This is a genomic window from Bradyrhizobium sp. MI1.7, assembly GCF_055811795.1.
The window spans coordinates 56472-73287 of sequence record NZ_JBVVPO010000037.1; the positions used below are offsets into that span (position 1 = coordinate 56472).

Annotated in this window: 15 protein-coding genes and 1 pseudogene; 12 read left to right on the top strand and 4 right to left on the bottom strand. The window is 63.9% G+C overall.

What is annotated here, in order from left to right; translation table 11 throughout:
- The first annotated feature begins 795 nt into the window (after positions 1–795).
- The 6 genes from AC0L3X_RS28585 (at position 796) to AC0L3X_RS28610 (ending at position 6741) form a co-directional block, all read left to right on the top strand.
- A complete protein-coding gene (locus AC0L3X_RS28585; protein ID WP_439033982.1) occupies positions 796–978 on the top strand; it encodes a hypothetical protein in 183 nt (60 codons plus the stop codon).
- Positions 979–2256: 1278 nt separating this feature from the next.
- The gene (locus tag AC0L3X_RS28590) at positions 2257–3528 is read left to right on the top strand and encodes a M16 family metallopeptidase (protein ID WP_439033983.1); all 1272 of its coding nucleotides are present in this window, start codon (positions 2257–2259) and stop codon (positions 3526–3528) included.
- A gap of 50 nt (positions 3529–3578) precedes the next feature.
- Positions 3579–4901, top strand: a complete 1323-nt coding sequence (locus tag AC0L3X_RS28595; RefSeq protein ID WP_439035705.1) for a M16 family metallopeptidase — start codon at positions 3579–3581, stop codon at positions 4899–4901.
- Between the two features lie 708 nt (positions 4902–5609).
- Positions 5610–5804, top strand: coding sequence for a hypothetical protein (locus AC0L3X_RS28600; protein WP_231144009.1), 195 nt, complete (start codon positions 5610–5612; stop codon positions 5802–5804).
- A gap of 224 nt (positions 5805–6028) precedes the next feature.
- On the top strand, positions 6029–6301 hold the full coding sequence (locus AC0L3X_RS28605) for a hypothetical protein (protein WP_425364268.1): 273 nt from the start codon (positions 6029–6031) through the stop codon (positions 6299–6301).
- Between the two features lie 287 nt (positions 6302–6588).
- Positions 6589–6741, top strand: a complete 153-nt coding sequence (locus AC0L3X_RS28610) for a hypothetical protein (protein ID WP_439033984.1) — start codon at positions 6589–6591, stop codon at positions 6739–6741.
- A gap of 970 nt (positions 6742–7711) precedes the next feature.
- Here AC0L3X_RS28610 and AC0L3X_RS28615 read toward each other — a convergent pair.
- The 4 genes and pseudogenes from AC0L3X_RS28615 to AC0L3X_RS28630 form a co-directional block, all read right to left on the bottom strand.
- Positions 7712–9474, bottom strand: a pseudogene (locus tag AC0L3X_RS28615) (DUF4158 domain-containing protein); the annotation flags it as partial.
- A complete protein-coding gene (locus AC0L3X_RS28620) occupies positions 9471–9701 on the bottom strand; it encodes a hypothetical protein (RefSeq protein ID WP_439033986.1) in 231 nt (76 codons plus the stop codon). The gene AC0L3X_RS28620 and the pseudogene AC0L3X_RS28615, both read right to left, overlap by 4 nt.
- On the bottom strand, positions 9698–9823 hold the full coding sequence (locus AC0L3X_RS28625) for a recombinase family protein (RefSeq protein WP_439033987.1): 126 nt from the start codon (positions 9821–9823) through the stop codon (positions 9698–9700). The genes AC0L3X_RS28620 and AC0L3X_RS28625 overlap by 4 nt, the downstream gene beginning before the upstream one ends.
- A complete protein-coding gene (locus tag AC0L3X_RS28630; RefSeq protein WP_439033988.1) occupies positions 9820–10071 on the bottom strand; it encodes a recombinase family protein in 252 nt (83 codons plus the stop codon). Before AC0L3X_RS28630 ends, AC0L3X_RS28625 begins: the two co-directional genes overlap by 4 nt.
- 273 nt (positions 10072–10344) lie before the next feature.
- Here AC0L3X_RS28630 and AC0L3X_RS28635 point away from each other — a divergent pair, with 273 nt between their 5' ends.
- The 6 genes from AC0L3X_RS28635 (at position 10345) to AC0L3X_RS28660 (ending at position 16569) form a co-directional block, all read left to right on the top strand.
- Complete coding sequence (locus AC0L3X_RS28635; RefSeq protein WP_439033989.1) at positions 10345–11547, top strand: cytochrome P450; 1203 nt, start codon at positions 10345–10347, stop codon at positions 11545–11547.
- 94 nt (positions 11548–11641) lie between these two features.
- Complete coding sequence (locus AC0L3X_RS28640) at positions 11642–12931, top strand: cytochrome P450 (protein ID WP_439033990.1); 1290 nt, start codon at positions 11642–11644, stop codon at positions 12929–12931.
- Between the two features lies 1 nt (position 12932).
- Entirely contained in the window at positions 12933–13241 is a 309-nt protein-coding gene (locus AC0L3X_RS28645; RefSeq protein WP_439033991.1) for a ferredoxin, read from the top strand.
- A complete protein-coding gene (locus AC0L3X_RS28650) occupies positions 13228–14073 on the top strand; it encodes an SDR family oxidoreductase (RefSeq protein WP_439035706.1) in 846 nt (281 codons plus the stop codon). Before AC0L3X_RS28645 ends, AC0L3X_RS28650 begins: the two co-directional genes overlap by 14 nt.
- On the top strand, positions 14073–15416 hold the full coding sequence (locus AC0L3X_RS28655) for a cytochrome P450 (RefSeq protein WP_473317030.1): 1344 nt from the start codon (positions 14073–14075) through the stop codon (positions 15414–15416). The genes AC0L3X_RS28650 and AC0L3X_RS28655 overlap by 1 nt, the downstream gene beginning before the upstream one ends.
- 154 nt (positions 15417–15570) lie before the next feature.
- Positions 15571–16569 (top strand): polyprenyl synthetase family protein, encoded by a 999-nt coding sequence (locus AC0L3X_RS28660; protein WP_439035707.1) that lies wholly within the window; start codon positions 15571–15573, stop codon positions 16567–16569.
- The last annotated feature ends 247 nt before the right edge of the window (positions 16570–16816 follow it).

A 16816-nucleotide genomic window follows, 5' to 3' on the forward strand; every position in this document is an offset into this window, starting at 1 on the left:
CGTGTGGACATGCATCGATGGGTTGGTCTAACGTCTCGCTTGTTCCAAAAAGCATCACTCATGCCAAGTGCGGTAGTGTCCGGTAGTCGACACGTCCGCGACAAATGTCGTCATAATTGCGCAAGCGGAGCGCAACTCTACGCGATCGAAAGCGTACAATATGACGCTACGTACGATTCAAGCTCTCTCGAAAATGATTTGAATGGCAGCTTTCTTGTGAAATGTGGCGGCGTTGCCGCCCTCCGGAGCGCCATGTCATTATGATCGACGTGTGTCGGCATCGGTCCCGAAGGTACGATTTCGAGCGCCGTCGGCCGCAGTCGAGAACACAAATTCTTCATCGCGCCTTGATGCAGCAAATCATGAATTTCAACACTGGAAAACGGTGACGAACGCCTGAAGGTGCTGCCCATATGGCTTGTACGCTCGCCGCATGGTCCTTTGGGATGTTGCTCGCCCACGCCGTTGGTGAGATACGAATCTCTGCAAACGTGAGGGGCGATTGATGGCAAGGATCGATAGTGCCCATCCGGCGGAGCTAGGGAGACCTTCCACTCTCACCTTTGAATAGGAATCGTCTGAATTTCTTGCATTCCTTGTCAACAAGGGAGGATTGTTATCCGAACACGATGCAGCCATGGAAATTCAGCCGGGTGACTTCGCTACGCGAGCGCTGCTTTCGGTGCATGGACGATCGCTGTGCCGGCGCTTCAGGAAATCTACTTAACCAAGTGCGTCGTTGAACGGCCCCTCTTCCCGGCAGGGCTATCGCATATGATAGTTCGAGTTCGCCGGATGAGCTCGGCCCGCATGGTCCGAGACGCGCCGAAGGCGGCGCTCCTCACCATGACGGTTGACGATCTCTCCGCAAGCCAAAGACCAGCCCCCAGCTCCGAACCGGCGCTGCACACGGGTCATGAACTCGACATCCTGGCCTGGGGAGGGCCGTCGGGAGCAGTATGGCCGCTGATCCTCTGATGCACTCGTTGCCCAGCCCTGAGGTTGGTTCCGATCGCTGGCGATTGCATATTATGGCGAGCATTGCGCTTCCCGTTGGAGAGGTTTGCAATTTCATAGCCCGTTTGGCCTCCTGGCGGGACTTCGCGTTAGAATGGACGGCAGAAGCACATGAGGGCGCGAATGAGTAACTTGGCGGTATTGGATCCGCGTGCAGCCTTTCTCGATGTCGGCAGCGAGAAAATGTATGCGTCGATCGCGAGAGGGCCAACCGCGGTGTTCGGCACGGTGACCTCGCAACTGCATGCGCTGCGCGACTATTTGGCCGAACATCGGTGCGATCGGTCGCGATGGAAGCGACCGGGATCTACTGGTTACCCTCTATGGGGTGGAAGGAATAGATCCGGACCTGTGGTAGTGAAGCGGACCCATCCGGGACTACGGACATCAATCGATAGCTATGATCCTAGCGAGCACTGATGCGGATCGCCTGTGGACAGGGCCGCCCGTGTAAAGCATGCCGGGACGGCGCGGCTTGGACCCGAAGAGAATTCATCGAAACCTCCGATTATTGAGCTGGTGCGCACGCTCCAATTACCTTGTCGTGTCGCCGCCGAGCTGCTCGATGATCCCCCTCAGCGAGGTCGTCAGTTCCTCGACCTGCTGGGGCTCGTGTCCTGACGCGCGAGAAAGCCTTGCACGTAAACAGGCGTGGAAGTCCTTTCCTAGTAGCGTTGGTGCGGCTCCCTGCGACGAGCCGTTCGAGCCCTTCGGAAACGAAGTCGTAGGGTCTCAGAAAAGTGGGACAACGGCCCTCGATGCGGCATGTGGCTCCGCAGGATTGAGGCCAGCGTGAGGCGGCGAATTGTCGTGCGGGTTCGTGTGCAATGTCGTGTTCGCAGCATGTTGGAGGATAACAAACAAGTGCGGGTTGGCTTTCGGGCGTTGCGCTTCGCTTGCGTCCAGTTGGCCGCGCAGCGGCCCGTGCGCAGAAGCGTCGGGTCATTGGCCTGACTTTTGCTCCGCTTCTTGCCAACGGCGTGCGGCTCACTGCTTTGTCGGTGTTCGCTGCAGAACGTGAAACTCTAGGTGACCAAAGGCCATGACATGAAGAATTCCAGCTCCCTGACAATCAAGGTGCTAGGCACTGTCACTTTTGCCCTGGCCTTGATGGCGCGTACCGCGCTGACGGTCGAATACAAAACGGAAAATAGCCGGGATCCTAGCTCCCAGGACGTTCCTGTGAACAGGAGCGTTCTTGCTCAGATCACACCCACCTGGGAACGACCGGCGAGCTTCATGCTTCAGAACGGCCTGCAAGTTGTGGTGATCGTCGATCACCGCACGCCGGTGGTGACGGAGATGATCTGGTACAAGGTCGGCTCCGCCGACGAGAAGCCGGGCAAATCGGGATTGGCGCATTTCCTTGAACATCTGATGTTCAAGGGAACGGCCAACCATCCGGCCGGCGAATTCTCTCAGACCGTGCAGCGGGTCGGCGGCAACGAGAATGCCTTCACCTCGCTCGATTACACCGCATATTTCCAGCGCGTGCCGAGAGAGCAGCTCGCGCGGATGATGGAGTTCGAAGCCGACCGCATGACCGGCCTGATCCTGAAGGAGGAGAACGTGCTGCCCGAGCGCGACGTCGTGCTGGAAGAATTCAACATGCTGGTCGCCAACAATCCGGATGCACGGTTGACCGAGCAGATCATGGCTGCGCTCTACCTCAACCACCCCTACGGCCGGCCCGTGATCGGCTGGCGCCAGGAGATCGCGAAACTTGATCGCGAGGATGCGCTCGCCTTCTACAAGCGCTTCTACGCGCCAAACAACGCGATCCTGGTCATCGCCGGCGACGTCGACGCCAATGAAGTCCGTCTTCTGGTCGAGAAGAATTTCGCTGATATCCCTGCGCACCCGGTGATCCCCGCCAAACGCATGCGTCCGCAAGAACCCATCCCGGCGGCGCCGCGCACCGTGACACTGTCAGATCCGCGAGTCGAGCAGCCCGGGTTGCGCCGTTATTATCTCGTGCCTTCCGCAGCCACAGCGACCGCCGGCGAAAGCCCGGCGCTCGACGTGCTCGCGCGACTGATGGGTGGCGGCTCCAATTCCTATCTGTATCGGGCACTGGTGATCGACCGCCCGCTCGCGGTCTCTGCCCGCGCCGGCTACGCCGACATCGCGCTCGATGCTTCGCAGTTCTCCATCTCAGTGACGCCGAAACCCGGCGTGGAATTTTCGCAGATCGAACTCGTGATCGATGGCGTGATCGCCGAAATCGCGCAAAATCCGGCCCGCGGCGAAGACCTCGAGCGCGTCAAGACGCAGTTGATCGCGCAAGCGATCTACGCCCAGGACAACCAGCAGAGGCTGGCGGGCTGGTATGGCGGCGCGCTCACCACGGGGCTGAGCATCGACGATATCATAAGCTGGCCGGACCGCATTCGCGCGGTCACCGCCGCGCAGGTCAGCGAAGCCGCACAAAAATGGCTCGACAAGAAACGCTCGGTGACCGGCTACCTCATCAAGGATGCCGCGCCGAAACGCGAGGAGAAGCGCTCGTGATCAACCGCTTAACCTGCCGCTCGGCGCTGATCGGCAGCGCCTGCGTTGCGATGATGATGTTCTCTTCGGCGCCGTCTCAGGCCGCCGGAAAGATCCAGCGGGTGGTTTCCACCGGCGGCATCGCGGCCTGGTTCGTTCAGGACGCCACCGTTCCCCTGATCGCGATGGAATATGCCTTCGATGGCGGCGCGGCTCAGGACCCGGCCGACAAGCCCGGCGTGGGCAATCTGGTCGCCGATCTACTCGACGAAGGCTCCGCCGACCTCGATTCCAAAACCTTTCGCGAGCGTCTCGATCGCCGCGCCATCGAACTCAACTTCTCCTCGACCCGGGATCATTTCCGCGGCTCGCTGCGCATGCTGAAAGGCAACAAGGAGGAGGCCTACGATCTCCTGCGCATGGCGCTGACCGCGCCGCATTTCGAGGCCAGCGACGTCGAGCGGATTCGTGCCCAGGTGCTCTCGGGGCTACGCCGCGACAGCACCAACCCCAGCGCGCTCGCCGAACGAAAGTTCCTCGAAATCGCGTTCGGCGGCCATGCCTATGGCCGGGGATCGAGGGGAACGCTGGATAGCGTGCCAAGAATCGTTGTCGCCGACCTGAGGGACTATGTCGGCCACGTGATCGCCAAGGATACGCTGCGGATTGCGGTCGTCGGCGATATTGACGCCGATACGCTCGGCAAACTGCTCGACAAGACGTTTGGCAGCTTGCCCGCCAAAGCTAACCTTAGGCCCGTTCCTGATGTGCTAGCGGCAAAGCCGCCGCAGCGCGCCTTCATTCCACTCGATGTGCCGCAGACCATCCTGCAGTTCGGCGGTCCCGGCATCCGCCGCAATGATCCGGATTTCATGGCGGGGTACGTCGTCAACCATATCCTCGGCGGCGGGTTGTCGTCGCGACTTTTCCAAGAGGTCCGGGAGAAACGCGGGCTGGCCTATTCGGTCCATGAATCGCTGCTCTGGATGGAGCACTCCGCGGTGTTTGTCGGTGGTACCGGCACCGGCACCGACCGTGCCGGCCAAACCCTCGATCTGATCGAAAAGGAAATCCGCCGCATTGCCAAGGAGGGCCCGACCCAGAAAGAGCTGGATGAGGCCCAGTCGTATCTGAAGGGCTCGCAGATGCTGATGCTCGATACGTCGTCAAAGCTCGCCCAGGCGCTGTTGCAATATCAGCTAGACGAACTGCCGATCGACTATATCGAGAAGCTCAACGTCCTGGTCGATGCCGTGACGCTGGAGGACACCGAGAAAGTCGCGCGGCGGCTATGGGGCCAAGGCGTGCTCAGTGTCATCGTCGGCCGCTCTCCACCGGCAGCAGCCGAGTCGACGACCCCGCCATCGGCCGCGAAGCCGGCGGCCCCCAATTAACTTTTCAAGTAGCTTGGGGGGCGGCGTAGGCGCGAGCCTGGCTCTGCCGTGCCCCCGCTTGCATTGTTCGCGCTGGTCGTGTCGTTGTTCCTGGAGAGCTTGGCATGCTGCTCGCGCAGCCAGCTCTGCAACTCGATAATCAACGGGCGGCGACGCTCTTGACTTTGGAACAGGAGGTCGGTGGTTCGAGCCGAACTGGGTTGGCAAATCGTGTGATCTGACGACCACCGCGCACGCAACTGGCAGCCGAGGGATCCAGCACGCGCGAAGTACGCCTCTGACATCGCTCTTGCAGCGATTGATCACCTGTTCGATCATGAGCTGGGCCACACGTTCAACGGTCACTCCGCTCTGAAGAAGCAGGTCACCGGCTCCAGCCGGATCTCAGAAGCGGAATCGATTTCATCTCGCTCCGCGCTGAACCACCAAACTCTGGAATTTCAGGCGATTGTTTCGCTATCGGACAAGGTTTGCACCGACTTAGCACGGGTCCGGCCGTCACTGAGAAACAGGTGTATGACCTATTGTGTGCGGTCTATCTTCAGTGCCGAATATGGACGGAGGGTTTAGGTGCGACCACCGTCGAACGCGTGTTAACACAGAAAAACCATCCGCCCGCAAACATCCGACTGCAATTGATCTTGGGCTTGAGCGTTGAAGTGGTGTTGCAGCGCAAGTTGATGTCCATGCCCAACTCTCGGAGAGCTGGTGATCAGCGCAATCCTCGAGTGTGAGGAAGGTCTTGCGCGGTTGATGGGGACGTCGGTAATCCCGATGGTCCTGATGGACGATGCTGGTTTGACCCGGTCGGTCTTGCCGGCCTTGCTCGACGACTGGAAAAAATTACGGCCGCGATTGCTGCCGTATGCCTTCGGCGGAAGGCTGAGCCCGGACCTCTCGTAAGAGGCCAACCGTCATATAACTCCGCATTGGGCGTTAGCTATGCTGCAGCAAATCAGTCTCGCGTTTGGGTTCTAAATAATTCTTTGGGGCAGCGGCGCGTGATAGAAGGCAGCCCATGGGCTGATCTCAATAGGGATGAACAATGGGCATTGCGATAATGGGAGCCGGTCTCTTTCCATTGAAATGTGCAGCCCCCTTGCCCTCCTTTGCGAAGAGATGCCGTTTTGAACGGCGTCGCCGGGGTAAGTTTCGCCGGGCGATTTGATAAAGGACTGCGGTCGGGGATGCCAAGTGCGATCGAACTCATTGTGGATGGTTACGTTAGCCTGCAAGACCGGAGGGCTCTCGACGATTTGCACATGCAGCGCCGGAAGCTGGCCGCGGGCCTAAAAGGACGTACAGGTTTTGATTTCCAGACAACTGTCGAGCAGATCGAGAAAGATATCATCGTGATCGAGGCTGGGCTGGCGCGGTTGGATGGCGCTGCGCCGAGCTAACCTCCCGAAGCCGCTCGGGTTCAAGCTGCCGGCTTATCTTCCTTCTCCGCCCCGCGCACCAGCCCGGTCGAGCCGATCCAGCGGCAGGATCGACTGCGCACGACGCATGACGCAACTCCAATTCAAGGAGCAATCGCCCGGCTATCGGATCGTTCCGGCCGACGACTACGCCCCTTCTCCGGTTGGTGCCAGTCGAGCCGTCACAGCTACGCCCAAAGAAAAGAGGCGGCCGACTGGGTCGGCCCTTGTCATTAGCTCGGCGCTCTCAATCCTGGGGAGCTAATCCAATGCTGAAGCTGGAGGGCGGTTTCGCTTATGCGCGCCGCGAGCAGCGTTTCGCGCTTCGCTCCGGGCGGTGCCGCCTCTGCGCAGCGGCGGGCTTCGTCCGCCAACTGAGCGCGTCGAGCGGTCAGGGGAATGACTTGTTTCTTTCTGGTTAGCATGGGATGGCTTCGCCTAAGGGCGGAGCACGAGCAGCTCTCAGTCACCGACAGATGCCGTGATGGGGCCGGTAATGGAATGAATAGGCGCCTGTTCCGTCAGAATAGATACCAAATTCGGCGATGCAAAACAGGCCGCAGCCATTGATTTGGGCCACCGTCCTTGAAATTCGCAATTAGGCTGTTCTCATTAAAATGCCGCCCGCTTAAATGAAGCGCGGGCGGCGGCGTTCCAGCCCCGAGAGGGACAAGCAAAATCCCGGATATCCATTGGCCTGGACAGGCAGCGTAAAGGTTCACTTTCTGCTTCGGCGAGGAGGCGCAGCCCCGTCCTACGGGGACGATCGCGCCTCAGCACGTGTTTGTGATCGGAAGAGACCGCAGCGAATCCTCGATCGGGTCTACAATTGAACTGACGAGAACCCGGATGGGCCGCATTTTGGCTCAGCGGCACAGGGGCTACCTCTCTCGGGGATCCCACCATATAGAACACGTGCTTCCGATACGGGAGCTTAGTATGCGAATTGATTTCAGGTTGGCGGCGGATACCGCGCCAAGTGATCTTGCGTTGAAGGACCGGCAGGTCGATCCCCAAACGCGAGGAACAGAACCTACAGCCGCGAACGACAACGATGTGACGTGGCCGTTCATTCCGTTTCCGGAAGATTGGTATGCGTCAGTTTGATTGCTGGTCGGCGCATCCAGTTCGGCGGCGTCCGCTCGCCTCGGGTAAAGCACGGTACTTGTCGGCTGTCCAATCGCGCTATGGGGCCAAATTGGGAAGGTTCGCCACGGGTTCGGCGGGACAGGAACTCGCGCGAGGCTGGCTCGAAGTCAGGCGCGGGCCTGCTTGAGAATGGGGCAGCGCCATAGCGCACGGTCAGTCGGGTGGACCCAGCGCGAGGCCCGCTCCCTAAAGGATAAGGGCTTGAAGAACCGGGACCGGCCAAGCTACCCAGGTGACCCGCAAGTAGGCGTTGTCCAGCACGTGGTACGGGATGTCGCTGGCGCGCGCCCTGACCTGGTTGCCATGGTTCATTGCCTGCGCGACGATGACCGCCATCAGGCTGTCGGCGTCGGCGACCTTCTTTGCATAGCGCGGCTGCAAGGGTGTCAGCGCTGATAGGAATTGCCACTGGCCGTTGACGAAGCGGAACACGTCGGCCAGGTCGCAGAATGGCAGTTGCTCGTAGAACGCCTTGTCGCGGGTCTTCTGGTTCTCGCCTTTGGGCTTTCGCCAAGTCAGCTTCTGCGAGGTCTTGTCGTATTCTAGGTGTATCGGCTTCCCCTGTTTCAGCTCGCGGTTGAAGGCCAGCCATTGCGCTTGCAGCTCGGCCGCCAGCGCATCGTAGCGGTCGGCTTGCAGGCCCGATGGCTTGCCATCAGCGTCGAAGGTCAGCAGGCACGGCTGCAAGCGTTTCGGCAGCGTGGCTGCTGGACATCTGCGGCCGTTGCGATAGGCGCTGCTGTTTGGCGAACACACCCTTGGCCCAGGCCAGCGCCACGAGTCACAGGCTGTCCGGGTCGGTGCCGGCGAGATCGAGCACGGCGTACAGCGGTCGAAGATGCCGACGGATACGCTCGGCCAGGCCGTCCACCGCCTGCCAATGCAAAGCCAGTTTGCTCACCGACTCCACGCTCATGCGCAGTGCCGTGGTTTGCAGCGTATCGCGGGGCATGATCTTGTAGGCGCGCTGGCGTACATCGCCGAACGCGTGGGATCGGGCACGCTGTCGTCGATGTAAAGCGACAGCAGGCGACCGACCTGTGGCGTGTCTTGCTGACGGCGCACCTGCTCCGCGACAAAGGATTGCTTGCACCCGCACTGCTCTCGTCTTCCAAGTGCTTCATATGATAGGCCATCGCATCGACCAGATTGTCAGAGAGCTGCCGGTAGCGCACCATGCATAGCACAGCAGATAGAGGTTAATCTGATTGGCCTTCAGATTGCGCAGGTCGTGGATGGTGTAGAAGATTCGCCAGGCTCGCGTAGTACAGAAGGTTTTGCTGCGAGACGCCGAGCTTGGGCAGCAACGCCTTGGCGATCCCGTGCAGCGGCTCCAGCGTGGCGCGCTTCTCGCGCTCGCGAGCCATCTGCCGCCAGCCAAAATCCTTGGCGTCCTGCCTGAGTGCCGCCAATTGGGACAGGGTCTCGTCGCGCACCAAGAGGTGACTCAGCGCGGCCTTGGCCTGTTCGTCCAGCATTTTCGCCAGTAGACCGCCCAGCCGCCGACGCTCGGCGGACAGGGCTTCGCTGACCAGCTCTTGCAGGGCGGTGTAGCCGGGCCGGATGGTCTTGTGCTCATTGAGCCAGCCAATCAACTCGGCGGCGACGAATCCTGGCGTCACGTCGCGCCGAACGATTTGCGCGGCTTGCTGCGCGAGCTGCTGCAGGAAGTCAGCCGCCCCCGGCCAGTAGCAGAACAGCGCAGCGTTTCGCTCGCGCTGGCTGTAGTGTTCGTGCTTGATGATCAGCTTGCGCTCGAACCCATCGCCGTGGAAATAGCGACTCAGCACGAAGGCGCAATCGTCCTCGACCTCGTTCCAGTCAAAGCGAAAGAAGGCATGGTTGGCTTTGGACAGGATGCAATAAACCCGTGCGGTGAGGCTGCGGCGGCTGCTGGCAAGCGCCAGTTCGGTTTCGGTCAAGGCCAGGTATAAATCCGGCAGGCCGTGCAGGGCTTCATGCTCGGCGTCCGATAGGACGGTCAAGCTTTCGCTCTTGGTCGTCATCCCGATGACGCTCCACGGGAGCCCATCCAACCGACCCGCGCCAAGGTCTCGAGCAGCGTGGTTCGCCTGACGCCGAAGTTGCGCCATACTGCCGCTTTGGACATGCCGCCATCCAGCGCGGCGATGATGGCGTCCAGCTTCTCGCCGGTGATCGCCTGCTGCCAGCCGCCGATCCGACCGCACTTGCGCGCGGCGGCCAGGCCGGCGACGACACGCTCCTGGGTCAAAGCCGCTCATACTGCGCGAGCGCGCCGAACAACTGGAACAGGAATTCGCCCGAGGGCGTCGTGGTGTCCAGGTTCTCGGTCACCGAGCGGAACGCCACCCGATTGTCCTTGAGCGAGGTCACGATGGCGAGCAGGAGCGGCAGGAGCGGCAGGGGCGGCCAAGCCGGTCGAGTTTCCACACGACCAGCACGTCGCCGGGCCGGACGAATTCGAGCGCTCGCGCCAAGCCGGTGCGGTCATCCTTTGCGCCCGAGGGGTGATCCTCGAACAGGTGACGCGGATCAACTCCGGCGGCGAGCAGCGCATCGCGCTGCAACTCCGTGCTCTGGCGGTCGGAGTCCGACGACACGCGCATGTAGCCAACCAACATAGGCGGATGCCCATCGGAAATAGGTTTCCGTATGGCAGCGCGTGGCGACAAAGTTTTCCGCATATTTTTTTGCGCCACCAGGCGTTTAGCTTAGGGCGCAACTACAAGATTCGGTAGTTGGCTAAAGCCACCTTGAGGCCCTAGGGTCCGGCCGCCTTCCCCGTCGATCATCGTCGACGAACAGAACTGAACGCAAGCGCGCGTGAAGCCGCTGCCCGCGGCGCCTGCCGGTCACCTTCCGCCCTTCCATCGCTTAGAGAGTGAAGTGCCACCATGTCCGAACAACCCTTGCCGACGCTGCCGATGTGGCGCGTCGATCACATTGAGCCCTCGCCCGAGATGTTGGCACTACGCGCCAACGCTCCGATCCACCGCGTGCGCTTCCCGTCCGGGCACGAAGGCTGGTGGGTGACCGGCTACGACGAGGCCAAGGCGGTGCTGTCCGACGCGGCGTTCCGGCCCGCCGGAATGCCGCCGGCGGCATTCACCCCCGATTCGGTGATGCTCGGTTCGCCGGGGTGGCTGGTCTCCCACGAGGGGGGCGAGCATGCCCGGTTACGCACGATCGTGGCGCCGGCCTTCAGCGACCTCAGGGTGAAGCTGCTCGCGCAGCAGGTCGATGCAATCGCCGCGCAGCTGTTCGAGACGCTGGCGGCCCAGCCCCAGCCCGCCGACCTGCGACGCCACCTCTGCTTTCCACTTCCGGCCATGGTCATCAGCGCGCTGATGGGCGTGCTCTACGAGGATCACGCCTTTTTCGCCGGGCTGTCGGACGAGGTGATGACGCACCAGCATGAAAGCGGCCCGCGCAGCGCCTCGCGCCTAGCCTGGGAAGAATTGCGCGCCTACATTCGCGGCAAGATGCGGGACAAGCGCCAGGATCCGGGCGACAACCTGCTGACGGATCTGCTCGCGGCGGTCGACAAGGGCAAGGCGACCGAGGAAGAGGCGATCGGCCTGGCGGCGGGCATGCTGGTGGCGGGGCACGAGAGCACCGTCGCGCAGCTCGAATTCGGCCTGCTGGCCATGTTCCGCCATCCGCAACAGCGCGAACGCCTGGTCGGCGATCCATCCCTGGTGGACAAGGCGGTGGAGGAAATCCTGCGCATGTACCCGCCGGGCGCGGGCTGGGACGGCATCATGCGCTATCCGAGGACCGACGTGACCATCGCGGGCGTGCATATTCCCGCGGAGAGCAAGGTGCTGGTCGGCCTGCCGGCGACGTCGTTCGATCCGCGCCATTTCAAAGACCCGGAAATCTTCGACATCGGACGCGATGAAAAGCCGCACCTGGCGTTCTCCTACGGGCCGCACCACTGCATCGGCTTGGCGGTGGCCAGGCTGGAACTCAAGGTGGTGCTCGGTTCGATCTTCCAGCGCTTTCCCGCGCTGCGCCTGGCCGTGGCGCCCGAAGAACTGAAGTTGCGCAAGGAGATCATCACTGGCGGGTTCGAGGAGTTGCCGGTGCTCTGGTGATGCGCGGACGCCGCCGGGAATCGCGATCTTCTGCGCAGTTTGCCGGCGCGCTTGGTGCGCGCCGGTCAGATCAGCCAGCCAACAGGTAACTAAGATGGACGTGCAAGAAACCACGGCAGGCCGGGACGCCTTCGCCGAACTGGCGTCGCCAGCGTGTATCCACGACCCGTATCCGTTCATGCGGTGGTTGCGCGAGCACGATCCGGTGCATCGCGCGGCCTCGGGCATCTTTCTGTTGAGCCGCCACGCCGACATCTACTGGGCGCTCAAGGCCACGGGCGATGCGTTTCGGGGACCTGCGCCGGGCGAACTGGCGCGCTATATCCCGCGTGCGGCGAACAGCCTGTCGCTCAATCTGATGGCGTCCACGATAGCGATGAAGGACCCACCGACGCATACGCGTCTGCGCCGGCTGATCTCTCGCGATTTCACCGTGGGCCAGATCGACAACCTGCGGCCGAGCATCGCGCGCATCGTCGCAGCGCGTCTGGACGGCATGGCGGCCGCGCTGGAGCGCGGGGAGGCGGTGGACCTGCATCGGGAATTCGCGCTGGCCTTGCCCATGCTGGTCTTCGCCGAACTGTTCGGCCTGCCCCAGGACGACATGTTCGGGCTCGGAGCCGACATCGGCGCCATTGTAGAAGGCCTGAGCCCGCACGCCAGCGATCCCCAGCTCGCCGCGGCGGACGCGGGCAGCGCCAGGCTACAGGCCTACTTCGGCGACCTCATACAGCGCAAGCGCACCGATCCCCGCCACGACATCGTGTCGATGCTGGTCGGCGCACACGACGACGATGCCGACACGCTGTCAGATGCGGAGTTGATCAGCATGCTGTGGGGCATGTTGCTGGGCGGCTTCACCACCACTGCTGCGACCATCGACCACGCAGTCCTGGCGATGCTGGCGTATCCCGAACAGCGGCACTGGCTGCAGGGAGACGCTGCGGGGGTGAAGGCATTCGTCGAAGAAGTCCTGCGCTGCGACGCGCCCGTCCTGTTCAGCGCCACTCCGCGTATCACCCAGCGCGACATCGAACTGGGCGGCGTGGTGATCCCGAAGGACGCGGACGTGCGCCTGCTGATCGCGGCCGGCAATCGCGATCCGGACGCCTTCGCCGATCCCGACCGCTTCGATCCCGCGCGGTTCTACGGCACCAATCCTGGCATGTCGACTGACGGGAAGATCATGCTGAGCTTCGGCCACGGCATCCACTTCTGCCCCGGTGCGCAACTGGCCCGGATCGAGTTGGCCGAGAGCCTGCCGCGGATCCAGGCGCGCTTCCCCACGCTGGCATTGGCCGAGCAGCCGACCCGGGAGCCCTCCGCGTTCCTTAGGACGTTCCGCGCGCTGCCCGTGCGGCTGCATGCGCAGGGGGGGGCCTGAGATGCGGGTCGTGGTCGACCAGGATCTGTGCGGAACCACCGGGCAGTGCGTGCTGACGCTGCCGGGCACCTTTCGCCAGCGCGAACCGGACGGGGTGGCCGAAGTGTGCGTGGCGACGGTCCCGCAGGCGCTGCACGCCGTCGTGCGGCTCGCGGCCAGCCAGTGCCCGGTCGCTGCCATTCGGGTCATCGAAAGCGACGCTGGCGATGACAAGCGCGCCAGCGCCGACCCTGCGCCTTCTCCGGCGGAGGCCGAGCGGCATGCCGCGAAAAACCAACGCAATCCGCGAGGATACGATGGGACGGTTTGAAGGCAAGGTGGCCGTGGTGACCGGCGCCGGCGCCGGCATCGGCAGGGCATGCGCCCTCGCCATCGCGCGCGAGGGCGGCAGAGTGGTGGTGGCCGACATCGATGGCTCGGCGGCCATCGCCTGCACGGCGCAAATCGCCGCCGAAGCGGGCCACGCGCTGGCCCTGGCCATGGACATCGCCGATGCGCAGGCGGTGGCAGCGCTGTTCGAGACGGCGGAGCGGCACTTCGGTGGGGTCGACCTGCTGGTGAACAACGCGAGCGCCATGCATCTGACCCCGCGCGATCGCGCGATCCTCGACCTGGACCTGGCGGTCTGGGATCAGACCATGGCGACCAATCTGCGCGGCACGCTGCTCTGCTGCCGGCAGGCCATCCCACGGATGATCGCCCGCGGCGGTGGCGCGATCGTCAACATGTCATCGTGCCAGGGGCTCAGCGGCGACACTGCGCAGACGTCCTACGCCGCGTCGAAGGCGGCGATGAACATGCTGTCGGCCTCGCTCGCCACCCAGTACGGTCATGCGCAGATCCGCTGCAACGCGGTTGCGCCGGGTCTCATCATGACCGAGCGTCTCCTCGCCAAGCTGGACGAGAGCATGCAACGGCATCTGCGCCGGCACCAGCTCCTGCCGCGCGTCGGCCGCCCCGAGGACGTGGCCGCGCTGGTGGCGTTCCTGCTCTCCGACGATGCTGCGTTCATCACCGGCCAGGTCGTGTGCATCGACGGCGGCATGCTGGCGCATGTGCCGACGTACGCCGACGGTGGCAACAGCCGCGCCGCGCGGCCTGCCGGCGACTCCGCCGAAACGCCTGCGGCGCCGCGCTGCTGATGGACATGCTGCTCAACCCTCTGGCTCGTCGGCACCGGCTGCGGTACGACATCCCTGTTGTGCCCGGCGCTTTCCCCCTGGTCGGGCATCTTCCCGCCATCGTCCGCGACCTGCCGCGCCTGCTGCGGCGCGCGGAACGGACGCTGGGCAGCCACTTCTGGCTGGATTTCGGCCCTGCCGGACACCTGATGACTTGCGTGGATCCGGATGCGTTTGCACTGCTCCGGCACAAGGACGTGTCCTCGGCGCTGATCGAAGAGATCGCGCCCGAATTGCTTGCCGGAACGTTGGTCGCCCAGGACGGCGGCGCGCACCGGCAGGCGCGCGATGCGATCAAGGCGGCGTTCCTGCCCAAGGGGCTGACCCAGGCCGGCATCGGCGACCTGTTCGCGCCCGTCATCCGGGCGCGGGTGCAGGCGTGGTGCGACCGCGGCGAGGTAAGCATCCTGCGCGAAACCGGCGACCTGATGCTCAAGCTCATCTTCAGCTTCATGGGAATCCCCGCGCAGGACCTGCCGGGATGGTATCGCAAGTACCGGCAACTGCTGCAGTTGATCGTCGCGCCTCCGGTCGACCTGCCCGGACTGCCCTTGCGGCGCGGCCGCGCCGCCCGCGACTGGATCGACGCGCAGTTGCGCCAGTTCGTCCGCGACGCGCGCGCGCATGCCGCGCGCACCGGGTTGATCAACGACATGGTGAGCGCCTTCGATCGCAGCGACGATGCGCTCTCCGATGACGTCCTGGTCGCCAATATCCGCTTGCTGCTGCTTGGCGGTCACGACACCACCGCCTCGACGATGGCCTGGATGGTGATCGAGCTGGCGCGGCAGCCTGTGCTGTGGGATGCCTTGGTCGAGGAGGCGCAACGCGTGGGTGCGGTGCCGACCCGGCACGCGGATCTGGCGCAGTGTCCGGTCGCCGAGGCGCTGTTCCGCGAGACGCTGCGCGTGCATCCGCCGACCACGCTCGTGCTGCGTCGCGCGCTACAGGAATTGCAACTCGGCCAACGGCGCATTCCCGCGGGCACCCATCTGTGCATCCCGCTGCTGCATTTCTCGACCTCGGCGCTCCGGCACGAGGCGCCTGATCAGTTCCGCCTGACGCGCTGGCTGCAACGCACGGGGCCGATCCGGCCGGTGGACATGCTGCAGTTCGGTAACGGCCCACACGTCTGCATCGGCTACCACCTGGTATGGCTTGAACTGGTGCAGTTCTGCATCGCCCTGGCACTGACCATGCACAAGGCCGGGGTGCGGCCGCGGTTGCTGAGCGGCGTCGAAAAAGGCCGGCGCTATTACCCGACCGCACATCCGTCCATGACAGTCCGCATCGGATTCTCATGAGTTGGCATCGCATGCCCCGTGTGGCGAGGCAGCGGCGCCGGCGACGCGCGGCATTGCTGGACTCGGCGCGCGCGCTCGGTGCGACGCTGGCAACACCGCGGCGGCTCGCCGCTCGCCGTGGCCGTCCCCTGTCAGGTACAAGGACATGAACAGCATGCAGACCGGTTCCACGCTACACGACGACCGAACTGGCGTTTCCGCGCTCGGCGGATTGGGCGCGCAGGCGCGCGGCGCATCCGGCAGGCTGCCGCCGGAGATCTGGATGCAGGACGGCGCAAAGCGGGTCGAACAGGCGCTGGCGCGTCTTCTCTGCGCCGAAGACGACGGTGAGACCGAGCTGATGGCGGCGATGCGCTACGCCACCTTGCAAGGCGGGAAGCGCACCCGCGCCTTGCTCTGTCTGGCTGCCGGCGCACTGGCCGACACGCCGGCGCACATGCTCGACGACGTCGGCGCCGCCATCGAGATGATGCACGCCTGTACCCTGGTCCACGACGACCTGCCCGCGATGGACGATGACGTGCTTCGCCGCGGCCTTCCGACCGTGCACGTCAAGTTCGGCGAAGCCACTGCGATCCTGGTCGGCGATGCGCTGCAGGCGCACGCCTTCCTGACCCTGGCGAGCCTGGATGCGCCGGGCGACAACCGTATCGCGCTCGTGCGCGAACTGGCGCAGGCGGTGTCGGCCGAGGGTGCCGCAGGCGGGCAGGCCATGGATCTGTCGCTGGTTGGAAAGCACGTCGAGCTGGACAGGATCGTGGCGATGCACCGGATGAAGAGCGGCGCGCTAGTGCGCGCGTCCGTTCGCATGGGCGCGCTATGCACCATCGCGGAGGATGCCACGCACGCTGCGCTGTACTGTGCGCTCGATCGCTACAGCGCCTGTTTCGGCCTGGCGTTGCAGGTGGTCGACGACATTCTCGACGCGACAGCGGATACCGCGACGCTGGGCAAGACCCCCGGCAAGGACGCGGCGGCGCAGAAGCCGACCTGCGCGTCGATCATGGGGCTGCAGGCAGCGCGCCAGTTCGCGCTGGATCTGTTGCGCGACGCCGGGGAGGCCATCGCCCCGCTGGGGCCGCGTGCGGAACGGTTGGCGCAGATGCTGCAGCGGGCCAACGCGTATCTGTTCAAGCACGCGCCATGCGCATGAGCGCGCCCGTCCGCATGGAGTCGCCCCTGTGCCGCTGCGATCGGCCGGCAGCAGCGGTCCATGCTGCACTGTGTGCGAGTCCGCGGCGCCGATCGCAGCGCTTGCCCAGCACGGGCCGCGGCGCTCACGGCGCGCTGCGCGCAAGCCTGTGCGGCGGACCGGCGCCAGCATCGGGGCGCGTCGCCGCGCCGGAGCAGGGCGGCCGTCCGGCGCTGCCCATGCGCCGGGCCGCGACGGGCCTGCGGCG

Bases quoted from the DNA above. Each gene is read 5' to 3' on its own strand.
- AC0L3X_RS28630 (WP_439033988.1), bottom strand. From the start codon at position 10,071: ATGTTGGTTGGCTACATGCGCGTGTCGTCGGACTCCGACCGCCAGAGC.
- AC0L3X_RS28660 (WP_439035707.1), top strand. From the start codon at position 15,571: ATGCAGACCGGTTCCACGCTACACGACGACCGAACTGGCGTTTCCGCG.
- AC0L3X_RS28655 (WP_473317030.1), top strand. From the start codon at position 14,073: ATGGACATGCTGCTCAACCCTCTGGCTCGTCGGCACCGGCTGCGGTAC.
- AC0L3X_RS28585 (WP_439033982.1), top strand. From the start codon at position 796: ATGAGCTCGGCCCGCATGGTCCGAGACGCGCCGAAGGCGGCGCTCCTC.
- AC0L3X_RS28590 (WP_439033983.1), top strand. From the start codon at position 2,257: ATGCTTCAGAACGGCCTGCAAGTTGTGGTGATCGTCGATCACCGCACG.
- AC0L3X_RS28640 (WP_439033990.1), top strand. From the start codon at position 11,642: ATGGACGTGCAAGAAACCACGGCAGGCCGGGACGCCTTCGCCGAACTG.
- AC0L3X_RS28595 (WP_439035705.1), top strand. From the start codon at position 3,579: ATGATGATGTTCTCTTCGGCGCCGTCTCAGGCCGCCGGAAAGATCCAG.
- AC0L3X_RS28645 (WP_439033991.1), top strand. From the start codon at position 12,933: ATGCGGGTCGTGGTCGACCAGGATCTGTGCGGAACCACCGGGCAGTGC.
- AC0L3X_RS28610 (WP_439033984.1), top strand. From the start codon at position 6,589: ATGCTGAAGCTGGAGGGCGGTTTCGCTTATGCGCGCCGCGAGCAGCGT.
- AC0L3X_RS28650 (WP_439035706.1), top strand. From the start codon at position 13,228: ATGGGACGGTTTGAAGGCAAGGTGGCCGTGGTGACCGGCGCCGGCGCC.
- AC0L3X_RS28635 (WP_439033989.1), top strand. From the start codon at position 10,345: ATGTCCGAACAACCCTTGCCGACGCTGCCGATGTGGCGCGTCGATCAC.